The sequence below is a fragment of the Cellulosimicrobium sp. 4261 genome, assembly GCF_040546915.1.
GTDB lineage: Bacteria > Actinomycetota > Actinomycetes > Actinomycetales > Cellulomonadaceae > Cellulosimicrobium > Cellulosimicrobium cinnabarinum.
Genome location: NZ_JBEPOQ010000003.1, coordinates 370,414 through 391,632, shown reverse-complemented (window position 1 = coordinate 391,632; position 21,219 = coordinate 370,414). Strand labels below are relative to the sequence as shown.

Below are 21,219 nucleotides of genomic sequence, written 5' to 3'. Positions count from 1 at the left end.
TGGGCTCGGGGCGGGCCACCGGCGCCCTCACTTATCCAATACGCCCCCGTCGGTTGGTAGCCGCGGGGCCCCGCTTTTTTGTGCCTGGGACATGACCACGCCTCTACCTCGCGGGACCCAGGCCCTACCTCGGCCTGCCAGAGCTCTACCTCGCGACATCGACCTTCGGAGCACGCCATGACCACGCTGACCACGACCACCTCTCCCCCGTCGTCCCCTGCCCCCGCGAGCAGCCCGCGGGTCACCGGGACCCTGCGCGTCACCGGCACGCTGGGCGAGCGCTACCGCGAGATCCTCACGCCCGAGGCGCTCGACTTCCTCACGCTGCTGCACGACCGGTTCGTGGCGCGCCGCCACGAGCTGCTCATGGACCGCCAGCAGCGCCGCCAGGACGTCGCGGACGGCATCGACCCCGACTTCCGCGCCTCGACGCGGCCCGTGCGCGACGACCCGTCGTGGCGCGTGGCGGGCTCGGCCGGCGCGCCGGGACTCGAGGACCGCCGCGTCGAGATCACCGGCCCGACCGACCCCAAGATGACGATCAACGCCCTCAACTCCGGCGCCAAGGTCTGGCTCGCGGACGCCGAGGACGCGTCGAGCCCCACGTGGCGCAACGTGATCGAGGGCCAGCTCGCGCTGCACGACGCGATCCGCGGGACGCTGACGCACACGACCGGCTCGGGCGAGCACCGCAAGGAGTACCGCCTGCGCTCGACGACGCTCACCGACCTCCCGACGATCGTGTTCCGCCCGCGCGGGTGGCACCTCATCGAGAAGCACATGCGGTACGTCGACCGGGCGGGCGTGAGCGTGTCGGCGTCGGCGTCGCTCGTCGACTTCGGGCTCTACCTGTTCCACAACGCGCACGAGCTCGTGGCGCGCGGTCGGGGACCGTACTTCTACCTGCCCAAGCTCGAGGGCCACCGCGAGGCGCGCCTGTGGAACGACGTGTTCGTGCTCGCCCAGGAGCACCTCGGCCTGCCGCAGGGCACCATCCGCGCCACGGTGCTCATCGAGACGCTGCCCGCGGCGTTCGAGATGGACGAGATCCTCCACGAGCTGCGCGACCACTGCGCCGGGCTGAACGCCGGGCGCTGGGACTACCTGTTCTCCGTCATCAAGGCCTTCCGCACCCGCGGCGACTCGTACGTGCTGCCCGACCGCGCGCAGGTCACCATGACCGCGCCGTTCATGCGCGCGTACACGGAGCTGCTCGTGCAGACGTGCCACCGGCGCGGCGCGCACGCGATCGGCGGCATGAGCGCGTTCATCCCGGACCGCCGCCGGCCGGACGTCACCGAGCGCGCGTTCGAGCAGGTGCGCGCCGACAAGCGCCGGGAGGCGACGGACGGGTTCGACGGCACGTGGGTCGCGCACCCCGACCTCATCGAGGTCGCACGCACCGAGTTCGACGCGGTGCTGGGGGACGCGCCGAACCAGGTCGCCCGGCAGCGCGACGACGTCCGCGTGGGCCAGCACGAGCTGCTCGACATCGGCTCGGCCCGCCGGGCCGGGGCGACCGTCACCGCCGCAGGGCTGCGCTCGAACGTCTCCGTCGGGGTGCGGTACCTCGAGTCGTGGCTGCGCGGTGTCGGGGCGGCCGCGATCGACCACCTCATGGAGGACGCCGCGACCGCCGAGATCTCGCGGTCGCAGGTGTGGCAGTGGATCGCCTCCGGCACGCGCACCGAGAACGGCGTGCCGATCACGCGCGAGCGCGTCGAGGCGCTGCTCGCGGAGATCGTCGACGACCTGCCGCGCACCCCGGGGAACCGGATCGACGACGCGGCGCACGTGTTCCGCGCCGTCGCGCTCGCCGAGGACTTCCCGACGTTCCTCACCATCGGGGCGTACTCGCAGTTCCTCGTGGGCTCCGAGGTGGACCAGCCGTAGGGCGGTCTCCCGCCCTCCATGGCCTCGGTGCCGTCGCCCACCCGGCGGCGGCACCGAGGTCGTGCTCGGGAGGGAACGAGATCGTCCTCGACGGGAAGGTCCGCGGTGTGGGAACATCCGGCCACGCACGGTGGCACCTGTCGTCCAGGCGCCCGCCCGCACGACACCGGAGCACCATGAGCACCCCTGTGACGCCGCCGTCCTCGTCGACGCCTCCTCCCGGCCCGCCGCCCTCCTTCCCCGGCCCGGCCGCGCGCCCGAACCCGTACGCGGCGCCGCCGCTCGCGGCGTACCCCGGCCCGCCGCACCCCGGCGCCCCGCAGCCCGCCGCGCCGCACCCGGGACCGTCGCACCCCCAGGCCCCGGGGCCCGTTCCGACGCCCCCGGCACAGGGGCGCGCCGGCCTCTCCCGGACGGCCGTCGGGCTGCTCGTCGGCGTCGTGTGCCTCGTGGTCGGGGGCGGGACGGGGTACGCCGCGGGCGTCGCGACCGACGCCGGTGCCCGGATCGCCGCGTGGGTCACGGCCCCGACCGACGACGCGTACGGCGACGAGTGGCCGGGCGACGGCTGGTCCGACGAGGACTGGTCCGAGGGCGACTGGGAGGGGACGGGCACGCGTGACGACCCGTGGCTCTTCGACGGGTACACGATCGGTGGCGTGGAGTGGGAGGTCCTCCTCGAGGAGCCCTACGAGGCGACCGCGGAGGTGCTCGCGCACGACGACGTCAACACCCCGCCGCCCGACGGCACCGAGTACTGGATCGTGCCCGTGACCGCCACGTACACCGGGTCCAGCTCGGAGGTGACCGCGTGGGGCGCCGTCGACATCGGGTTCGTCGGGGACGACGGCGTCCCCGCCGACGGCGGGTGCGGCGCGGTGCCGCAGGCGCTCGTGGGCACGGGGCTGATCGGCGCGGGCGACACCGTGACCGGCAACGTGTGCCTCGCGGTGCCGGCGGGCGCCCCCGGCCTCTGGACACTCTCGCTGGAACGGTACGAGCCCTGGTACCTGCGCGCGGCCGACCCGCTCGCGGGCTGACCGCCCTTCCGACCTGGTCGACGCCCCGCGGGCCGGACGGCCCGGTCAGCCCACGGGGCGGCGCGCGTCGAACACGTCGCGGTTCTCGCGGATGGTGCGCGTGTGGGCGAGCGCCCACTCGACGAGCGCGAGCACGGGCGGCAGCAGCGTCTCGCCGAGCCCTGTGAGCGCGTAGTCGACGCGCGGCGGCACGACGGCGTGCACCGTGCGGCTCACGAGACCGTCCCGCTCGAGCTGGCGCAGGTTGAGGGTGAGCATGCGCTGCGATATCCCGTCGATCCCGTGGAGCAGCTCGGTGAAGCGCTGCGGGCCGGCGGAGAGCATCCCCAGGATGAGGACGCTCCACTTGTCGCCCACCCGGTCGAGGACCGAGCGCACCTCGCTCGTGGCCTCCGCCGCGGCGCAGCCGCGGTCGACCGGGATGCCGTGGCGCTCAGCGAGCTCGCGCACCACCGGCACGTCCGTGCTGGGCGTCGTCGTCATGGGGGTCTCCGTCTTCTCCGGGTGCTGCTCCGTGTGCCTCACGCACACCGGTGTGCCTTTTGTACCGGTGCTCATGGTTACCCATCATGTGCCCAGGCACAAAGAGTGACCGGCCATCCTGGGCCGTCGCCGCCTCCTCTCGAAGGACTCACGCATGAACGTCGCCCTGTGGATCGCCTCCGGTCTGCTCGCCGCCGCCTTCCTCGGCGCCGGGCTCATGAAGGCCCTGCGACCGATCCCCGTGCTCCAGGAGCAGATGCGGTGGGTCACGCCCGAGCGCGCGGCGGGCGTGCGCGCCATCGGGTGGCTCGAGGTGGCCGGCGCCGTCGGAGTGATCCTCCCCTGGGCGCTCGGCGTCGCGCCGGTGCTCACTCCCGTCGCCGCGGTCGGGCTCGCGCTCACCCAGGTCGGCGCGATCCCCCTGCACGTGCGCCTCGGCGAGGCCAAGGCCGTCCCGGCGAACGTGGTCCTGCTCGCCCTCGCGGTGTTCGTCGCCGTCGGCCGGTTCGCGGCGCTGTGACACGCGGCCAGAACTGCACGCGTGCGGGCCACGCGACGCCGTCGGGCGGGACGACGTCGCGCGAGACGTCGTGCAGCGCGCGCTGCCACCCGCCAAGCTGGACGAGCACGCCCTCCGCGGTCGCCCACGCGTGCGGCGGTCGCCCGCCCATCTCCCCGGGCAGGAACGACACGACCTCGCGACCGTCGTCGTCGATCCCGAGGAAGCGCGGCGCGCGCTCGAAGCCCGCCCGCTCGAGGTGGAGCAGGTAGGCCTCGACCGCGGGGCTGTGGGGACCGCGCGGACGACGGACGGTGCCGCCGCGCCGGACGATCCCGTCGGACACGTCGCCGCCGAGCAACGGGACCTCGACGTCGCCCGCGCCGTCGCGGTACGGGGACATATCGGTCATACCCGACACCCTCGCACGCGCGGCGGGCCCCTGGCCAGGCCCGCTGTCAGTCGTCCGCGAAGGTCTCCTCGGCCTCGATCATCATGACGTCGTAGAGAAACTCGCACCCCGCCCAGAACTCGCCCCTGCTGAACGGGAACTGGAGGACCGCCGTCCGCGAGCCGATGAAGATGTCGATCACGGCTGGTGAACCGTCCTCCCGGTCCGCCATCACCTGGATCGTCACCGGATCGTGGTCGATGGTGTCCGTGACCCGCACGGCAAGGCTCTCGAGATCCGCCACATCGTGCTCCTCGAGCAACTCCTCGAGCGTCTCGAAGTGTGTCTCCGACTCGACGGAGAGCCGCCATGCCTCGTGTCCGCACTCCCGGCACCGATGGGACGGCTGCCTGGGGCCGGGAACACCCCCCCCCCCCGACGTCGAAGCGCGTCGAGTCGGGCGGGCAGGGGAGCATTCCCTAGACCACACGTCTCATCGTCGCCGCACACCTCGGGCAGTCGTGCGCGACCCAGACCTCTCTGACGACGGGAGCAGCAGGGACAGCGCCGCGTCTCGAGCAGGTCCCTGGAACACCGTGTCGACCACGTCCTCGATCGCCGTTCCCACGTCAGCCAGGGCACCTCCGAGCTCAGAAAACGACGGCCGGGTCCCGCCCGCATCCACCGTGACGACGCAGTAGCGCTTCCCGCCGCTCTCGACAACGCGTGCCACTCGTGACAAGGGGAGAGCCTTCGAGTTCCCGTGCGGGAGGCGTCCGGCTCGCGTGCTCCAGTAGAGCAGGACGGAGTCACCCACCCCCTCGGCGGGCCCCTCGTCCGTGGTCCGGTACACCATGGTTTCGCGATCCCGGTGCTGGGCCCGAAGAAGGTCGACCGTGTCGAGCACGTCCTGGGGTGGTATCTCGTCGTCCTCGACGACCACGAGCCGGAGCGGCCGACCGGTGTCCTGCCACGCTTCCGTACGTCGGGCCCGCCGCCCACAAGGGGAACGGAAGATGCCCTCGGCCCGGGTGAGCCATCGTTCGTCGACCACCACGGCGGACGGGTGGCCGACCCACAGGTCGAGCTGCGCATCGACCTGGTTGATGAGCGCCGGGTCGTCGCAGAGGATCGCGGCCTCGCGGAGGTCGTCCCGCGAGTGCGTGGAGACGTTCGCGGACCCGACCAGGCAGCGTGGCGCCGGCCCGCCTTCCAGCACCACCTTGGCGTGGAGGCCGGCGAGCGAGACGACGACAGCGCCGGACTCGACGTAGCGCCTGACCGCGGCCGGGCTCGTCGAGCCGGCCGCGAGCGCGGCGTCAGATCCGTCCACGACCAGGACGTCGCCCGTACCCAGCGGAAGGATCTCGGGTGCCTCCGCACCCAGGTAGGCCACCGCTGCCCGGATGGGGGACACGAACGGCGCGGACTCGAGGGACCGCCAGACGGTGTCGGCGACGAGCTCGATCATCATTCCTCCGTCACGCCGCGTAGCGCGGCGCCATCGATTCCATCTGCTGCATGACGAGCACGATCGCGCCGGACTGCCGGTCCGGCGGGTACTTGTGCTTGATGAGGAGCCGCTTGATCGACGACCGGAGCTTGGCCTTGACGTCGTCCCGGACGGTCCAGTCGGTCTTGAAGTCGCGACGCATCACGGCGACGAGGTCCCGGGCGATCTGCGCGAGGACGTCCTCGCCCTGCAGGTCGACCGCCGACTCGTTCGTCGACACGGCGTCGTAGAAGGCGAGCTCGTCACGGTTCAGCGGGGGCTCGAACCGCTGCCCACGCGTCTCCTCCGCGGCAACCTCCCGTGCCATCTCCACGAGCGCCGCGATGACCTCGGCCGACGTGAGATTGGAGTTCACGTACTTCGACATGATCGCCTGGAGGCGCTCGGAGAACACCTGTTGCCGCAAGAGGTTGCCGCGCGTCAACCGCCTCGACTCCTCCGTGACGAGCCGGCGCAGCGCCTCGATGGTCAGCTGGGGGTTCGGTGCCGCCTGCGCGGTCGCGAGGAAGTCGTCGTCGATGCGGTCGAGCCGCGGGTGCTCGAGCCCGGCAGCGGAGTACACGTCGACGACCTCCCCGGACACCACCGCTGTCGCCATGAGCTGGTTGAGGAGCCGCTGGACGTCGTCGGGCACGGGCTCGCCCCGAGCCTGGCGCTCCTCGGCGTCGAGTTTGCCCATCCACACGCGGACCTGCTCGTAGAACCGGGCGTCGTCCGCGAGATCCGTGACGGCGTCGGACCGACCGGCGATGGCCCAGGCCCTCGCGAGCGCAGCGGCCCGACGGCGGAACTCGGCCCCGCGCGTCTCCTCGCCGTCTGCCGTGGTGACGTTGCCGGGGGTGCGCGGGTCCCGCAGCCACGCGACGGTCGCGAGAACCGTGTCGAGGTAGCCACGACGCGACCTCGCCGCGCGGGCACTCGTCAGGCGTCCCCGCCATCCCGACGGGTCGACGAGCTCGCGCAGCCGTGCGACGAGGTCCGCCACCACCTCGGCCGCGTCATCGACGGTGCGTCCGACCGGTCGCGCACCCTGGTCACGCACCGTGTACTCCGCGAGCGCCGCGCGCAGGTTCTCCGCGATCGGGGCGGACGCCACGAGCAGGCCGGCGTTCTTTCCGCGGAACGTGCGGTTGACGCGGGCGAGCGTCTGCATGAGCAGCGCTCCGCGCATGGGCCGGTCGAGGTAGAGCGTGTGCAGCGGGGGCGAGTCGTACCCGGTGAGCATCATGTCCTTGACGATGACGAGCTCGAGCTCGTCATCGGGGTCCTTCAGGCGCTTCTTGACGACGGCGTTCTCCGAGTCCCGACGGACGTGATCGGCGATCGGCGGCTGGTCTGCCGCAGTACCGGAGTAGACGACCTTGATCCTCCCCGCGCGCAGGTCGTCGGAGTGCCAGTCGGGGCGGAGCGCGACGATCTCGTCGTACAGCCGCGCGCAGATGTCGCGCGTCGCCGCGACGATCATCCCCTTGCCCGGAGCACTCTCCGCCCCGGCGCCGTCGGCCACTGACGTGCCCCGGACGAGCTCGGCCATCGCCTCACGCCGCCGCTCCCAGTGCTGCACGAGGTCGGCCGCGAGCTCACGCAACCGCGCCGGCGCCCCGTACACGGCGTTGACGACGGCTACCGACTTCTCGATGCGGTCGCGCTCGACGTCGTCGAGACCGGCGGTCGCCTCGTCTGCGGCGGCGTCGATCGTCTCCGCGTCCAGACCGTCCGCGAACGCGACCTTGACGAGCCGAGGCTCGAAGTAGACGGGCACCGTCGCGCCGTCCTCGACGGCGCGCGTGAGGTCGTACACGTCGATGACGTCGCCGAAGACCTTCTCGGTGTTGCGGTCGGCGGTCGAGATCGGTGTGCCGGTGAACGCGATGAGCGTCGCGTTCGGCAGCGCGTTCTTCAGGTGCCACGCGTAGCCGTCGAGGTCGTCGTAGTGGGACCGGTGCGCCTCGTCGACGACGAGCACGACGTTGCGGCGATCGGACAGCACGGGATGCTTGGCGCCCGCGTGCTTCTCCTCCGCGGTCAGGCCGAACTTCTGCAGCGTCGTGAAGTAGATGCCCCCGGTCCTGCGCGACGCGAGCTCGTCGCGCAGCTCGGCCCTCCGCCTGATCTGCCGGGGTGCCTCGGTGAGCAGCTGCGAGCGCGCGAACGTCTCGTAGAGCTGCCCGTCGAGCTCGGTGCGGTCGGTGACGACGACGATCGTCGGGTTCGACAGCTTCGGGTGCCGCGCCACGTGGGCCGCGTAGAGCTCCATCTCCATGGACTTCCCGGAGCCCTGCGTGTGCCAGACGACGCCCGCGCGACCGTCGGTCTCGACGGCCCGGACCGTCGCCTCGAGCGCGCGGCTCACCGCGAAGTACTGGTGCGGCTTCGCGACGCGCTTGGTGAGCCCGTCGTCGCCTTCGTCGAACGCCACGAACCCGCGCAGCAGCTGCACGAACCGTTGCGGGTTGAACAGTCCGTCGAGCATCGTCTCGAGCGGCGACGAGAGGGTCACCTCGCCCTCCGCGACGTCGTCCGTGATGCCGTCGACGGCGTGCCCGTCCCGGTGTGCCGCCTCGTCCTCGTCGGTGACCGTGGGGACGGGCGCGCCGGTCGGGCCGACGACACGCCCGTCGTCGTCCACGTTCCACGGCGAGTAGTGGTTGAGCGGCGTGAACGGCGTCCCGTACTTCGCGACGATCCCGTCGCTGATCACCGTGAGGACGCACGCACGGAACGCCATGGGCAGCTCGCGCACGTACGTCGTGAGCTGCGCGTGCGCGGCGGCGACGTCGGCCCTCGCGCTCCCTGCGTCCTTGAGCTCCATCACCACGACCGGCAGCCCGTTGAGGTACAGCACGACGTCGAAGCGGCGCTCGACGTCGCCGTCGACCACGCGGACCTGGTTGACCGCCAGCCACTCGTTCTCGTCCTCGCGCGAGGAGACGAGGCGGATCGTCGGGGTCTGCTGACGGCCGTCCTCGACGTACGTGACGCCGCGGTAACCGTCGACGAGGACGTCGTGGACCCGTTTGTTCTCCGTGATCGCGTCCTGCGACGTCGGGCGGAGGATCTCGACGAGAGCCTGCTCGAGGTAGTCCCGCGGGACGTCCGGGTTGAGGCGTCGCAGCGCTGCACGTACACGCGAGGGAATCACCACTTCGTCCCAGGACTCTCGCTGCGGCAGCGGCTCGCCACCCGACGCGTACCCGGGGTGCCCGACGACGGACGCCGCGCCGGGCGCGATCGCCGGCCCGTCGAGGTGCTGCCAGCCGATCCCGGCGAGGTGGTCGAGCGCGAGGTGCTCCCACTCGGCTTCGTTGCTGCGCACTGTTCCTCCGTGGCATCGGTGCTGGCCAGGTACTGACCGCGTCCTGGTCGTCGCTGGTCGTGAGACTACTGGGCGGTCGTTCGTCCGGCCCAGCATGTCGCTGCGACAGGGTGAGCCCACGACGCGCGCCGATAGGAGGGGCTATCGCGCCATCTGCTCGCCCGATGGCGAACCGGGGAGGCGGCGCCCGTCACACACGACGACCTCGTCCGAGAAACTCGACGAACTTCACCCTGGACGAGCTTCTCGACCTTGTCGCCTACGCCGTACGATCCGGTCGCGCCGCACTGCCTCTCCCCCGGCGCTTCTTCTCTGGAGGCCTGCGGAATCCAGGCATACGTGCTGCACGAAAGGTTCGCTGCGTGAGCTCCTCTGACTGGTCGCCGTTCCTCAACCTCGTTCGCCCGGACTTCGCGGCGGCGTTCCGTGGCGAGGTCCACGCGATCGTCATCGTCGCCTTCTTCCTTCTCATCATCGGGTTCACCGCCTGGACGCTGGTCTACGTCCTCCTCGCCCGTCGCTCGGCGACCCGAGTCGTCGCGGAGCTGCAGTCGGTGACAGGCGATCTCACGGCAGAGAACGTCGCCGAGGTCCGTAGCGAGGCTCGGCGACGCGCCCGCGGCCTCGGGGAGGCCGGCGAGCTCTGGCGAGAATTCGACGAGACTCTGGTCACCTCCCCGGACGGGAAGGTGTGGAACACGGTCGAGGCGGAGCACTACTTCTCGGGCGATCGCATCGCACCACGCCTAATGACGAACCGGCTCCTGAGCACGATGCCGGCAGTCCTCACCGCGCTCGGTCTGCTCGGAACGTTCATCGGGCTCGCTGTCGGGCTCGACGGGCTGAACCTGACCGAGACCGCAGACGCCGACGAGATGCGGGACAGTGTCGGATCCCTCGTCACCGGCGTGAGCCTGGGCTTCACCGCTTCGGTGTGGGGTGTCTTCACGAGCGTCCTCGTGAACGCGACCGAAAAGTGGTGCTCACGGGACGTCTCCCGACGCATCGCGACGTTCCGCGACCGGATCGACGAGATCTTCGTCCAGCGGACGCCGGAGCACTCGCTCGTGCTCATCGAGCAGTACACGCAGGACTCGGCGACGGCGCTGGCGGAACTGCACGAGAAGATCGGCACCAAGCTCCAGGAGACGGTCACCGGACTTTCCGAGGAGATGCAGTCGGCCCTCACGCAGGCGATCGAGACCGCGGTGGCACCGTCGATGAATGCGCTGGCGGAGCGGACCTCGAACCAGTCGGCCCAGGTCTTCGAGGACCTCGTGGACAAGTTCACCGAGAGCTTCCGCGGGATCGGCGAGCGGCAGGCGGCAGAGCTGGGCTCGGCGTCGGCCACGCTGGACAGCGCGCTCACGGGAGTCTCGGACCGGGTCGGTGCCGCGGTGGCCTCCATGCAGGAGGCGGCGGCTGCCCAGGCAGCAGCGACCACCGCGCAGACTGCGGCGCAGGAGCGCCAGATCGCGGAGCAGGAAGAGTCGTTCCGGTCCCAGATGTCGCAGCGGACGCAGGCCTTCGAGGCCGAGATGTCGACACTGACCGAGCTCGTGACGAGCCAGGCGAAGATCCTCGACGGGTCGCTCAGCGCGCTCGCCGTCGGGATGGATGCCGCCGCCGGCAAGCTCGGGGCCGCGACGACCGGGCTGCAGCGGTCCTCGGAGCTGCTCGGCTCCACGTCCCGCGCGTTCGAGACGACGAGCCGGCGGCTCGAGGAGTCGTTCGACGCCGGCGCGACCGCGCTCGCCGGGACCGCCGAGGCGCACCAGGAGGCGGCTCGGCTGCTGGACCGACACACGACGGAGCTCGACCGGCTCACCGAGACCACGGCGGCGACGGCCGGGAAGCTCCTGACCGCCGCGCAGTCCGCGAACACGGCGTTCGACACCCTGCGTGCGTCGCAGCGCCAGTTCCTCGACGACCTCCAGCAGCGGGTCGAGAACCAGCGCGCCGTGCTGCGAGACTGGCTCGACGAGTACGGCGACAAGGTCCATCACCAGACCCGGGACCGGCTCGAGACCTGGGACGCGCACACGCGCGAGTTCGCCGCGCACATGCTGCAGACCAGCCAGGCCCTCGCGGAGGTCGTCGACGAGATCGACGCGAAGACGAAGGCGTCGGCGCGTGCGTAGAGGACGGCGCCGACCCGGCGACACCTCGGACGCCGACAACCCGTACTGGGTCTCCTTCACCGACCTCATGACCGCGCTGCTCGCGGTCTTCATGCTCGCCGTCGTGGCGCTCGTCCTCCAGGTCACCCAGGAGCAGCAGGCGCTCGCGGCGCAGCAGGAGGCCGCGGAGCAGGAGCGTGACGAGTTCAGCAGCCACATCGCCGACCTGAGCCGCGCCGAGGACGTCAGGGCACAAATGCTGCTCGAGATCGCCGACGGGCTCCAGTCCCAAGGTCTCGCCGTGCACGTCAGCGAGGACAACTCGGTGCTGAGCATCCCGACGGAGCTGCTGGGCTTCGAGAGCTCCGAGTGGGAGCTGCGTCCCGAGCACCAGGCGGTCGCGTTGCAGATCGGCGAGTCGATCTCTACGGCGCTCCGCACAGACGACCGCTTCCGCTACATCGACACCGTGTTCGTGGAAGGGCACACCGACAGCAACCAGTTCGAGGGCGTCGAGGGAACCGGCAACTGGGGGCTGTCGACCTTCCGCGCGATCTCGCTGTGGCGCTACTGGGAGACGGCGCTTCCCGCCGACCACCGGCTCGCGACGCTCCAGCGTTCGGACGGGAGCCCCCTGTTCTCCGTGTCCGGGTACGGAGAGACCCGGCCCGTGACCTCGCAGCAGACGACGGATGCCGAGCGGGCCGCCAACCGCCGCATCGAGATCCGGTTCACGGTGATCCGCCCGACCGCGGAGGATCTCTCCCGACTCCTGGACGAAGCTCCTGCCGAGGAAGGCTGATCGTGCGTCCCACCGCGACCTTCGATCTCCCGCACTGGCCGGAGAGCATGACCGGCTCGTGGACCGGCCTGGTGGCGCGAGCCTCTCGGCAGCGGCGTGAGGCCGGCGGTGGACGCGCCTTCGGAGTGCTGATGGACGAGATCCGCGCCGCGATCGACCACGGGGAGATCGACGCGATCGTGACGCGGCTCCACGAGCGTCGCGTGGCACGCGCACTCGTCTCGGTGTGGAGCCACGACGTGGAGCGGGCTCGGGTCTCGATGACGCCGGACCTCGTGCGGGCGGTCGTCGAACGTCAGGATCCCCATCCGTCGCGGCTCCTCGTCCGCGCGCTCGTCGACCTCGTGCTCCGGCACTTCGACCTGCTCGACTCCTGGACGGCGGGACTCTTCGACGCCACGTCCGCGGCGGCACGGCGCGCCGCTCGGCTCGCTCCGCTGCCCCGCCGCGCCCCGGTCGTCGTCGATGTCGCGGACGTCGCGCGCGAGCACTCCGAGGAACTGCTCGTCCGCGACGCGCCACGGCGCGTCGCGGGGCTGCTCGTGGCTTCCGGCGCCGACGGGATTCCCCACCCCTTGGACGACTGGGTCCGCGCCCGGGGGCTGCAGGGGTACGAGTCCGGCCGGTTCGGGCTGCTCGTCCGGCAGGCCGTCTACCTGGAGCGCCTGGCTCGCGCGGACCACACCGACCCGACCGGTCTCGGCTTCCTCCCGGAGATCACGGCGCGGTCCGTGGTCGACGCGCCCGGCAGCGCGGGCCGCTACTTCGGTCACAACCTCCTTGAGGTCATGACGACCCGAACAGGAAACGGTGCGCCATGCGACGCGTGGCTCGGAGCGCTCGTGGACATCGGCGGCGATCCTCGCCTGCAACGCTCGGCGCAGTGGAACCGTTGGTGGGAGCCTCTCCCACCATCCGCTCGCGAGCAGGCCGTGCGCTGGATGAGCGTCGAGGATCTGCGCCTCTTCCTCGAGGCGGTCGACACGTACGCCCGGGACAACGGCAAGGAGGACATGCTCCGCATGTTCCCCGCCCGCAAACGGTTCTTGTGGGGACTCTACGAGCAGGGCCTCGTCCGCGAGTCGCGGGTCGTTCTCGGTAACCGTGCCCGCGCGTCGGTGCAGCAGCAGCTCGGCCGGCTCCGGACGGACGTCTCGAGCCTGACGGCGCGCACCGACACGGCGATCGTCGTTCTGGACTGCGGGTCCTTCCACCTCGTCGAAGGGTCGCACAGCTTCAAGCTCTGGATCTTCGACGGCCCGGCTCGCGGGATCCTCACGGACCGCTCCCGCAGGACGTTCACGCCCGAGATGCTCACGTACACCGTCCCGAACGATCATGCGCGGAATCATCCGGGGGGTGCACGAGCCCACACGTCGATCACGCATCACGAGTCGACGTGGCAGCACCACGCGGTCCGCTTCATCGTCGAGGAGCTCGGCGTGAGCCTCGACCCGCGGACCGTGATGTCCGCTGACGACTACTCCCAGCTCAAGCGTCGGTTCGGCCTACCGGTGCTCGGCGCACGTTCCGTGACGAGGTGAACCCATGGGCTTGAAGGACATGCTCTCCCGGCTGCGCATGCGGCCCGACGACGCGGCGGCGCCGATGCGTCGGTTCCAGGTCTCGTACGACGACGACGGCGCCAACTTCGTCACGACGGCGGAGGACCTGGACCTGCTGCGGCAGGGCGAGGGGCAGAGGTCGACGCAGGAGCAGTTCCTGGTCCTGGAGATGATGGAGGAGGCCGGTGCCGCACTGCCTCTGCCGAACGGGTACGCGGTCCGGTCCCGCGACATCGCGGCGATGGGTCCGGAGGAGGCTGCGATCCTCGGGCTTCCCCCGCTGCTCCCGGGCAGGCTCGAGCCGAAGATCCGGCACAACACGACGTCCCGGCACTTCGACGTGTCGCTGCGTGTCGTGCTCGAGGACGGTGACGAGCCCTGCCGCCGCACAGGTCCCGTGGTCACCATCGGGAGCGAGACCAAATACCGGTTGTCTCCACGCGCGCTCCGGGTGATCCGCGCCGTCGAACGGCACGCTGCCCTGGAGGTCGGCCGCCGGTCGGAGGCGGACAACGTGCGACTGGTCGCGGAGATCCAGGCGGCCCAGCGAGATGCGGCGGAGCTCGACGGCGTCAACTTCTCGCTCGGGCACCTCGACGAGTTCAGCACCGTGTCGCCCGCGTCCGTGAGCCTGCTCGTCGAGGAGCAGCCCGACGGGTCCCTCGCGATCAGCCCCGACCTGGGAGCCGAGGTCGACCCGAGCGCGGTCTCGTCACGCCGCCATCATGTCGAGGACGAGGGACCGAGCGTGCTCCGGGTGGGCAACCAGCTCGTGATGCTCGAGGAGGACCAGGCGGAGGGCGTCCGCGAGGTGCTGCGCCGCCCGCACATCCCCGCCGAGGAGAAGCAGGACTTCTACCGTGCCCCGGGGGACTTCTACGATCCCACGCGGGTGGACGTCGACCTGCACTTCGGCGTGCGGGTCGCCGGAATCGGGGTCATCGTCCCCCAGACGTTCGCGGACGCGAGCGAGTCCGGGATCTCGTGGTTCGGCGGCGACCCGGCCCTGCGGCCCGCGGACGTGCTCGCCGGGCTCATCGATTCCCTCCCGAGGCTCGAACAGGTCGAGCGCGACGTGACCGCTGCCCGCGAGGCCGGGCGGACCGCGGTAGCAGTCGGGGACCAGGTCGTCGACATCGGCGACGAGCAGGCCACCACCACCGCCCTGCACGAAGCGCGGGACCGCCTCGAGGAGGAGGCGCGCGCGTCGTCGGACGGGCCCGCCGAAGACGCCGACGCCGCTCTTCCCGAGGCACCTGGCCGACGAGTACAGGTGGGTGTGCACGTCGCCGACGCAGAGGACGTCGCGGACGCCCTGCGAGGTGCAGCCGTCGCGGCCCGGCTAATCCGGCCGGTCGACTACGACTCGCTGGCGCGGACGCCCTATCCGCACCAGCGTGACGGCGTCGAGTGGATGGCGGCGCTCATGGCAGCCTCGACGCAGGCCCACGAGTCTTCGGCCACCCGCGTCCAGGGGGCGGTCCTCGCGGACGACATGGGTCTCGGCAAGACCTACATGACGTTGGTCGCGCTGCGCGAGCTCATGGCTGCCGAGCGTGCGCTGGGCGAGGACCCGCGCCCGACCCTCGCCGTCCTGCCCGTCGCGCTCATCGAGAACTGGGAGGCGGAGCTCGCGGCGACCTTTCCGGAGTCGCCGTTCGGCGACGTCGTCGTGCTCCAGGGTGGGCGGGACCTGCCGCGGTTCCAACTCGTCGGCGCGGGCCGGGAGACGACGGCGGCCGTCGCCTCCCTCGACGACCGCGGGATGGTGAGGGACGACGCGATCCGATTCTCGCTGCGCGTCGGCCCCGACCACGGGGACCGCCGGCTCGACGTGCCGGGGCGTCTCGTACTCACCACGTACGACACGCTCCGCTCCTACCAGCTCTCCCTGGCGCAGGTCGACTGGGGCACCGTCGTCTTCGACGAGGCACAGACGGTGAAGAACCCGGACACGCTCGCGACCCGGGCGGCGAAAGCGCTCAAGGCCCGGTTCAAGCTGCTCGCGACCGGGACCCCCGTCGAGAACTCCATGCTGGACTTCTGGTGCCTCGTGGACACCGCCCAGCCCGGGCTGCTCGGCTCGTGGTCCGACTTCCGGTCGCGGTGGGTCGCTCCCATGAAGGATGCCGACCCGCAGGAGAAGATGCGTATCGGCAAGGAGCTGCGCGCGCTCGTCGGGCCGTTCAAGCTGCGGCGCGTGAAGGAGGACCACCTCGCCGACCTTCCGCCGAAGACCGTCTACGGCCCCGAGGAGGGCCCGGCGCGAGTGGCTCGTCCGGAGCTCGGCGTCACCATGCCCGCGGGACAGCGCGAGGTGTACGACGACGTCCTGCGGGACTACCAGCGGGAGTCGGGTGCACAGGGTGCTGCGCTGAAGGCGGTCCAGGGGCTGCGTGCCGTGAGCCTGCACCCCGCGGCGCGCGGCGACGGTGAGCTCGGGACTGATCCCCGTTCGCTCGCGCTCTCCGCTCGGATGACGGCGGCTCTCGGGGTCCTCGATGCGGTCCGCGACAAGGGTGAGAAAGCGATCGTCTTCGTCATCAACAAGAAGGTCCAGCGCAGCCTCGCCCTCTGGCTCCAGGACCGGTACGACCTCCCGGTGTCGGTCGTGAACGGCGACACGGCAGCGGTGTCGACCGGCTCGTCACCGACGCGCAAGCGCATCATCGAGAGGTTCGAGCAGCGCCCGGGGTTCAACGTCATCATCATGTCCCCCCTGGCCGTGGGGGTCGGGCTGACCGTCGTCGGCGCGAACCACGCGATCCATCTCGAGAGGCACTGGAACCCGGCGAAGGAGGCGCAGGCGACCGACCGGATCTATCGCATCGGCCAGACGAGACCGGTCTCGGTGTACCTGCCCGCGGCGCTCCACCCGGACATGACGTCGTTCGACCTCAACCTCGACCGACTCCTGCAGCAGAAGACGATCCTGCGCGAGGCGATCGTCGTCCCGGAGAAGGTCACCGAGGACGAGCTCGCGGATGCTCTGATGCTCTGATGCTCAACCCGATCTGATCGCGACGAACTGCCTGCATCGCATCTGGTTCATTCGAGGCGCAGCCTGATTCTGAGTCAGGAATGATTCACATCCGCTTTCATTACAGGATGAATCAGATACGACCACATCGATGCCGTGGTTCCGTGCGCGGACCGCGGGCGCCCTCGGCTCGGCCGTGCGCCGCGCTCGGCAGGTTGCCGTGCTGTCGCAGGACGAGCTCGCTCGTCGCCCATCGACGTCGAGGCCCACCGTCTCTCGCCTAGGTGCCCGCGGAGGTGGACGGCGAGGACGTCGGGCGTGGCGCTCACGGCTCACCGCCGTCGCTCGCGTCTGTGGTGACGGTGAGCCGAGCACCCCGAGGGACGAGGACGAGCTCGTAGCCGCACGTCGCTGCGACGTCGAGCAGGGTCGAGGTCGCGACGGCAGAACCTCGTTCGGAGTGCGCCGGAGCCATGCAGCTCACACCCGAAGGAACCACGTTCGACGACGGGTACCTCCGTCCCTTGGACGACGTCGTCAAGCCTGAACCACTCGGCGGGACGGGGATCGAGCATGTGGTGCGGCTCAAGCACTGGACGCTGCTGCTCGCCCAGGCAAGCGGTGTCCCGGCCGCCCGCAGCGAGCTGATCGCGGTCGACGGGCGGGACGTGATCGTCGTCGAGCGGTACGACCGCACCGGCGGCCGACGGTCGCACCAGGAGGACCTCGCCCAGGTGCTCGGTCTCGCCGCGCAGGACAAGTATGAGCCGTCCGGGCGGTCGCCGGGACGACTCGCCAGCGTCGCACGCACGGCCTCGGCCGAGGCGATCGACCCCGCGGCCCTTCGCCGACCTGCTCCGGCTCGTCACCTTCAACACGATCGTCGGCAACGGCGACGCGCACGCGAAGAACTACTCGCTGCTCGTCGACACCGAGGCGTCGTACAGCGTCGCACCCCTGTACGACGCCGCCCCGGTCCACCTCGTCTCCTCCGCGTACCGGCACTCCGGGCTCGCCGTCGCGGGTCGGAACCGGCTCGACCACGTCACGGGTGCGCTCCTGGTCGAGGAGGCGGTGTCCTGGGGAATGGGTCGCGCGACGGCGGTGGAGACCATCGCCTCGGTAGCGGACGCCGTCCTGCACGGCCTCGATGCGGTCCCGGCCGATGTCCCACACACTCAGGTTCCGAAACGCGTGGCCGAGAGAGCGACCGCGGTCGCCCGATCAGCGACTGCCGCACGCGCCGCATCCTGACGGCGCCGAACGTCCTCAGCCAGTCGTCCGGAGGTTCTGGCTCTGCCGGTACTCCAGCGCCTCGGGCAGCTCGGTGAACTGCAGCACGTCACCCGCGAGGTCCCGGAGCTGGACGAGCGCGTCGTGGGGAGTCGCGTAGAAGAACTCGCGCCGTAGGTTCACCCGGTTGACCCGCTTCTCCGCCAGACGACGATGCATCTCTGCCTCGATACCGACCGCGTCGTCGGAGAAGAAGAGCGCGTGGACGTCGAACCCGAACGGCACCGACGCGTCACCGAGCTCTCGGACCCGGTCCATCGGTTCGAGCCGACGCGTCATGCCGATCTTGATCATCCCCTCGCCGAAGGCCCCGAGGTTCGAGATCACGTACACGTAGCCCGCGCGCTGGTTCGCAGCCCGGTAGTCGACGTCCTGGATCGCACGGTCGACGTCGGCGAGCTGGGCCTCGTACCGCGCGACGGCCTCCAGGTCGCCCTTCGCCTTGAGCGTCTCGAGGACGTTCGCGAGGTGGCTCTTCTCCTTCTCCAGCTTCTCGCGCGCTCGCGCGATCTCCTGCTCGACCTTGCGCTGCTCGCGCAGGGCCTCGCGTGCGGCGCGGTTCGCTTCCTTCTCCTCCTCGACCTTCGCGAGATAGTCGGCGGTGAGGCCGAGCTCGAAGACTCGCGCGTCGTGGTATCGATCCGAGACGTGGATCGACATCATGCTGCCGAGCCGAGCGATGGTCGCCTTCGTCCTCTCGAGCTTGTCGACGCTGGCTGCCAGGCGGTGCGGCTTCAAGCCACGGACGAGAGTGTCTGCCTCTCCGTTGTAGGCACGCAGCATGAGCTTGGAGATCTGCGACACCATCTTGCGCCCCTGCGCCTCGGACCCGTTCACCGTCCATCCCGCAGCGGACTCGATGGCTCCGCCATCCACCTTCGCCATGTCCTTGATGTGACCGCGCAGCGCGGCGAGGCGCTCCTTGTACGCCTCGACGTTCTCCAGGGGGTGCTGATACTCGTAGACCCCCACCTCCTGGAGGATCTCCGTCTCCTCGAGGTGGACGACCGTCGCCTCAAGCTCGCGGACACGCGAGTCGAGCGCCTCCCGCCGCGAGGTGAGGCCGGCGATCTCTGCTGCGAACCGCTCGCGCGACGCCTGCCGCTCGGCGTCGAGCGCAGCCGTCTCGTCCTGGAACCGGCGCCGTGCGTCCTCCCGCTCGCGCTCGATCGTCACTGCGTCCAGGGCACCGACCCGGTGGAGCTCCGCGAGCAACCGCTCGTTCTCCGCACGCAGCCCGTCGGCCGACGCCGCGAGCTCCCGCGCTCGCCGCCTCGCGCCGAACAGCGGGATCCCCGGGTCCCCCGTGGGCTGCCCGGTCGCGGTGCTCGACGACACGGCGGGCGGCGCGGCGAGCGGCACTGGCACGGGGCTGGGCGGAGCGGACGCAGTGGCCGGTGCAGGCTCCGGTGCGATCGGCACCCAGAACTGCCAGCCCGGCGGGGGTTGCGGCCAATCCGATGGCGGCGTCCATCCGTCCGGCGGCACCCACCCCTCCGGCGGCGCCGGCCAGCTCGGTGGTGAGTTCCATCGATACCCCTGCGTGCTCATGCGTTCTCCTAACACCCTTGTGCTTCCACGTACGATCGTTCGCGCCGTGCATGGACGCGCATCTCCCACACGAACGCTCGGTGGCGGCGGAGCACTCGCCGGTACCGACGCAGCGCAGCCACGCCCTGCCAGACGAGCACCCCGGGAACCGCGAAGGCCGCGACGATCACGGCCACGGAGAACACCATCGCCAGAGCGAGCCCTCGCACTACGCCACCTGGGGCAGCTACTGAGTGCTCGACGACCGAGCCGATCGCCCGAGCAAGAGGATCCATCAGCGTCGGTGCAAGAATCGCGAGCCCGACGAGCCACCAGCGGAAGGCGCCGCGGGCGGGGTCGGCACCGGCCTGCCTGAGGTCCTTGGTACGCCCACGGTGCTCAGCGAAACGGAGGCTGCCGACGCCCAGAGACCCGAGCACGACGATCCCGAAGAACGCCACCCCGAGCGGGAGGTACAGATCCTCGACATCCGCCACAGCCGTGATCCCGAGAGCGGCCATCAACGCGAGCCCCGTGGCGGTGGCGATCGCCTCGACGCGATCAGAGCGCTGCCCGGGTGCGGAGCGGTTCACGGGCGCGGTACGCCAGCCCCACGACCGCTGCATCGCGCCAGCGATAGGGAGCAACAGCAGGAGGCAGACGACGACGGCACCCACCACGGGGGAGGCTGGCCAGGACCCGATGCGGTCGTCGAGCAGCTGCGCCCCGGACGCGAGCCATCCTCGACGCTGAGCGAGAGCGACGGCTGTGGGGAGACCGAGTACCAGCGGGACGACGAGGACCCAGCCTCCCAGACGACCACCTCGCGCCAGCTCGGGGAGCATGTGATCCCGGACTTCGAGAGCAACGAGAAGTCCCACCATGACGACCGACACGACAGCGACCCACTGACCGGCGAGGTCGACCAGCGGTGTGCGGATCCCGACGAGTGCCCACACCATGACGGCACCCACGACCGCCGCAGCGCTCCCGAGCCCGATCAGCGTTGCGGCTCGGATCCCGACCCGCTGGAGCGTCGTCGACAACGTGAGGCGCAGGCTGACCGCCACCGACCGTACTTCCTCGATCCCGCACTGCCTGCGCCACGCGACGAGCAGCGCCGGGATGCTCGGCGCGGTCATCGACGCGTCCGCCAAGCGCTTCCACGCTCGGGCGTCGAACATCTCGGAGCGGTAGGCCACCTCGCCGATCGCGGTCGGGGTGGGCTCCTTCCCCTGCAGCCGCAACCCGAGGGCGATCAGCTGCTGGCGTCGTTCCTCGGCATCCGGCACGGTCTCGTGCTCGCGGAGCTCGCGACTCATCGACGTGGCCCAGGCCTCGTCGACAGGATCCCCCGGTTCCCAGCAGAATCGCTCCGCCAGAACCAGACGGAGCAGCTCCTGCCGACGCGCACCGCTCTCCGGCACCCGGTACAGCCCGCCCAGCGTCCCCACCGTGACCACAGCTCCGGCGACCGTCGCCATGCCGAGCGCCAGGCACACGATCTCGACCAGCATGTTCCTCCCCCTGGCAGAACAAACAGACCTTTCTGACTTACCGCCGGCGGCTCCCCAACGTCGGAAGGCCGCCGCGGGACTCGCGGGCGCGGTAGAGCGTGTCGTCGAGGTCCTCGCCAGCAGGACCGTCGTCGAGGTCGAGGATCGCCCGCTCGCGGAACCGCGCCTCGCGACGCAGGAGATAGGTCGGGCGGTCCTCGTCCGTCTCCTCCCGGATACGACGACGCGGGGTCTCGGCCAGGGCGTCCAGGTCCGGCACGCTCGGGCTCGCGGCGGT

15 protein-coding genes and 1 pseudogene are annotated in these 21,219 nt (G+C 70.8%); 9 read left to right on the top strand and 7 right to left on the bottom strand.

Annotated elements, in window-relative coordinates:
- Positions 1-177 precede the first annotated feature (177 nt).
- Positions 178-1,893, top strand: coding sequence for a malate synthase A (aceB, locus tag ABIE39_RS06295; RefSeq protein ID WP_175007977.1), 1,716 nt, complete (start codon positions 178-180; stop codon positions 1,891-1,893).
- A gap of 176 nt (positions 1,894-2,069) precedes the next feature.
- Positions 2,070-2,933 carry a hypothetical protein gene (locus tag ABIE39_RS06290; RefSeq protein ID WP_354050886.1) on the top strand — a complete coding sequence of 288 codons (864 nt, stop codon included), beginning with the start codon at positions 2,070-2,072 and terminating at the stop codon, positions 2,931-2,933.
- A gap of 45 nt (positions 2,934-2,978) precedes the next feature.
- Here the strand turns inward: ABIE39_RS06290 and ABIE39_RS06285 are convergent, their stop codons facing one another.
- Entirely contained in the window at positions 2,979-3,416 is a 438-nt protein-coding gene (locus ABIE39_RS06285) for a winged helix-turn-helix transcriptional regulator (RefSeq protein ID WP_354050884.1), read from the bottom strand.
- Positions 3,417-3,570: 154 nt separating this feature from the next.
- Here ABIE39_RS06285 and ABIE39_RS06280 point away from each other — a divergent pair, with 154 nt between their 5' ends.
- On the top strand, positions 3,571-3,936 hold the full coding sequence (locus ABIE39_RS06280; RefSeq protein WP_034653676.1) for a DoxX family protein: 366 nt from the start codon (positions 3,571-3,573) through the stop codon (positions 3,934-3,936).
- A 437-nt stretch (positions 3,937-4,373) separates the two neighbouring features.
- On the opposite strand, the gene ABIE39_RS06275 is transcribed toward ABIE39_RS06280, so the two are convergent.
- The 3 genes from ABIE39_RS06275 to ABIE39_RS06265 form a co-directional block, all read right to left on the bottom strand.
- Positions 4,374-4,628 (bottom strand): hypothetical protein, encoded by a 255-nt coding sequence (locus tag ABIE39_RS06275; RefSeq protein ID WP_354050882.1) that lies wholly within the window; start codon positions 4,626-4,628, stop codon positions 4,374-4,376.
- A 171-nt stretch (positions 4,629-4,799) separates the two neighbouring features.
- Positions 4,800-5,777: a phospholipase D-like domain-containing protein gene (locus ABIE39_RS06270; protein WP_354050880.1), complete on the bottom strand. Its 978-nt coding sequence runs from the start codon at positions 5,775-5,777 to the stop codon at positions 4,800-4,802.
- 10 nt (positions 5,778-5,787) lie between these two features.
- Positions 5,788-9,135 carry a type I restriction endonuclease subunit R gene (locus ABIE39_RS06265; protein WP_354050878.1) on the bottom strand — a complete coding sequence of 1,116 codons (3,348 nt, stop codon included), beginning with the start codon at positions 9,133-9,135 and terminating at the stop codon, positions 5,788-5,790.
- Between the two features lie 362 nt (positions 9,136-9,497).
- Between ABIE39_RS06265 and zorA the strand changes: the two genes are divergently transcribed.
- The 6 genes and pseudogenes from zorA to ABIE39_RS06235 all read left to right on the top strand — a co-directional run bounded on the left by zorA (position 9,498) and on the right by ABIE39_RS06235 (position 17,856).
- On the top strand, positions 9,498-11,276 hold the full coding sequence (gene zorA / locus ABIE39_RS06260) for an anti-phage ZorAB system protein ZorA (protein ID WP_354050876.1): 1,779 nt from the start codon (positions 9,498-9,500) through the stop codon (positions 11,274-11,276).
- Positions 11,269-12,057, top strand: coding sequence for an OmpA/MotB family protein (locus ABIE39_RS06255; RefSeq protein ID WP_354050874.1), 789 nt, complete (start codon positions 11,269-11,271; stop codon positions 12,055-12,057). The genes zorA and ABIE39_RS06255 overlap by 8 nt, the downstream gene beginning before the upstream one ends.
- Positions 12,058-12,188: 131 nt before the next feature.
- Positions 12,189-13,601 (top strand): EH signature domain-containing protein, encoded by a 1,413-nt coding sequence (locus tag ABIE39_RS06250; RefSeq protein WP_354050872.1) that lies wholly within the window; start codon positions 12,189-12,191, stop codon positions 13,599-13,601.
- A 4-nt stretch (positions 13,602-13,605) separates the two neighbouring features.
- Entirely contained in the window at positions 13,606-16,623 is a 3,018-nt protein-coding gene (locus ABIE39_RS06245) for a DEAD/DEAH box helicase (protein ID WP_354050870.1), read from the top strand.
- A 452-nt stretch (positions 16,624-17,075) separates the two neighbouring features.
- Positions 17,076-17,369: pseudogene (locus tag ABIE39_RS06240) on the top strand (HipA domain-containing protein); the annotation flags it as partial.
- Positions 17,365-17,856 carry a HipA domain-containing protein gene (locus ABIE39_RS06235; RefSeq protein WP_354050868.1) on the top strand — a complete coding sequence of 164 codons (492 nt, stop codon included), beginning with the start codon at positions 17,365-17,367 and terminating at the stop codon, positions 17,854-17,856. The pseudogene ABIE39_RS06240 and the gene ABIE39_RS06235, both read left to right, overlap by 5 nt.
- Positions 17,857-17,871: 15 nt before the next feature.
- Here the strand turns inward: ABIE39_RS06235 and ABIE39_RS06230 are convergent, their stop codons facing one another.
- From ABIE39_RS06230 to ABIE39_RS06220, 3 genes are all read right to left on the bottom strand, one after another.
- Complete coding sequence (locus tag ABIE39_RS06230) at positions 17,872-19,263, bottom strand: SNIPE associated domain-containing protein (RefSeq protein ID WP_354050866.1); 1,392 nt, start codon at positions 19,261-19,263, stop codon at positions 17,872-17,874.
- Positions 19,264-19,454: 191 nt separating this feature from the next.
- A complete protein-coding gene (locus ABIE39_RS06225) occupies positions 19,455-20,942 on the bottom strand; it encodes a hypothetical protein (RefSeq protein WP_354050864.1) in 1,488 nt (495 codons plus the stop codon).
- 37 nt (positions 20,943-20,979) lie between these two features.
- A complete protein-coding gene (locus ABIE39_RS06220) occupies positions 20,980-21,201 on the bottom strand; it encodes a hypothetical protein (protein ID WP_354050862.1) in 222 nt (73 codons plus the stop codon).
- Positions 21,202-21,219 lie beyond the last annotated feature (18 nt).

Bases quoted from the DNA above. Each gene is read 5' to 3' on its own strand.
- aceB (WP_175007977.1), top strand. From the start codon at position 178: ATGACCACGCTGACCACGACCACCTCTCCCCCGTCGTCCCCTGCCCCC.
- ABIE39_RS06290 (WP_354050886.1), top strand. From the start codon at position 2,070: ATGAGCACCCCTGTGACGCCGCCGTCCTCGTCGACGCCTCCTCCCGGC.
- ABIE39_RS06285 (WP_354050884.1), bottom strand. From the start codon at position 3,416: ATGACGACGACGCCCAGCACGGACGTGCCGGTGGTGCGCGAGCTCGCT.
- ABIE39_RS06280 (WP_034653676.1), top strand. From the start codon at position 3,571: ATGAACGTCGCCCTGTGGATCGCCTCCGGTCTGCTCGCCGCCGCCTTC.
- ABIE39_RS06270 (WP_354050880.1), bottom strand. From the start codon at position 5,777: ATGATCGAGCTCGTCGCCGACACCGTCTGGCGGTCCCTCGAGTCCGCG.
- ABIE39_RS06250 (WP_354050872.1), top strand. From the start codon at position 12,189: ATGGACGAGATCCGCGCCGCGATCGACCACGGGGAGATCGACGCGATC.
- ABIE39_RS06245 (WP_354050870.1), top strand. From the start codon at position 13,606: ATGGGCTTGAAGGACATGCTCTCCCGGCTGCGCATGCGGCCCGACGAC.
- ABIE39_RS06235 (WP_354050868.1), top strand. From the start codon at position 17,365: ATGAGCCGTCCGGGCGGTCGCCGGGACGACTCGCCAGCGTCGCACGCA.
- ABIE39_RS06225 (WP_354050864.1), bottom strand. From the start codon at position 20,942: ATGCTGGTCGAGATCGTGTGCCTGGCGCTCGGCATGGCGACGGTCGCC.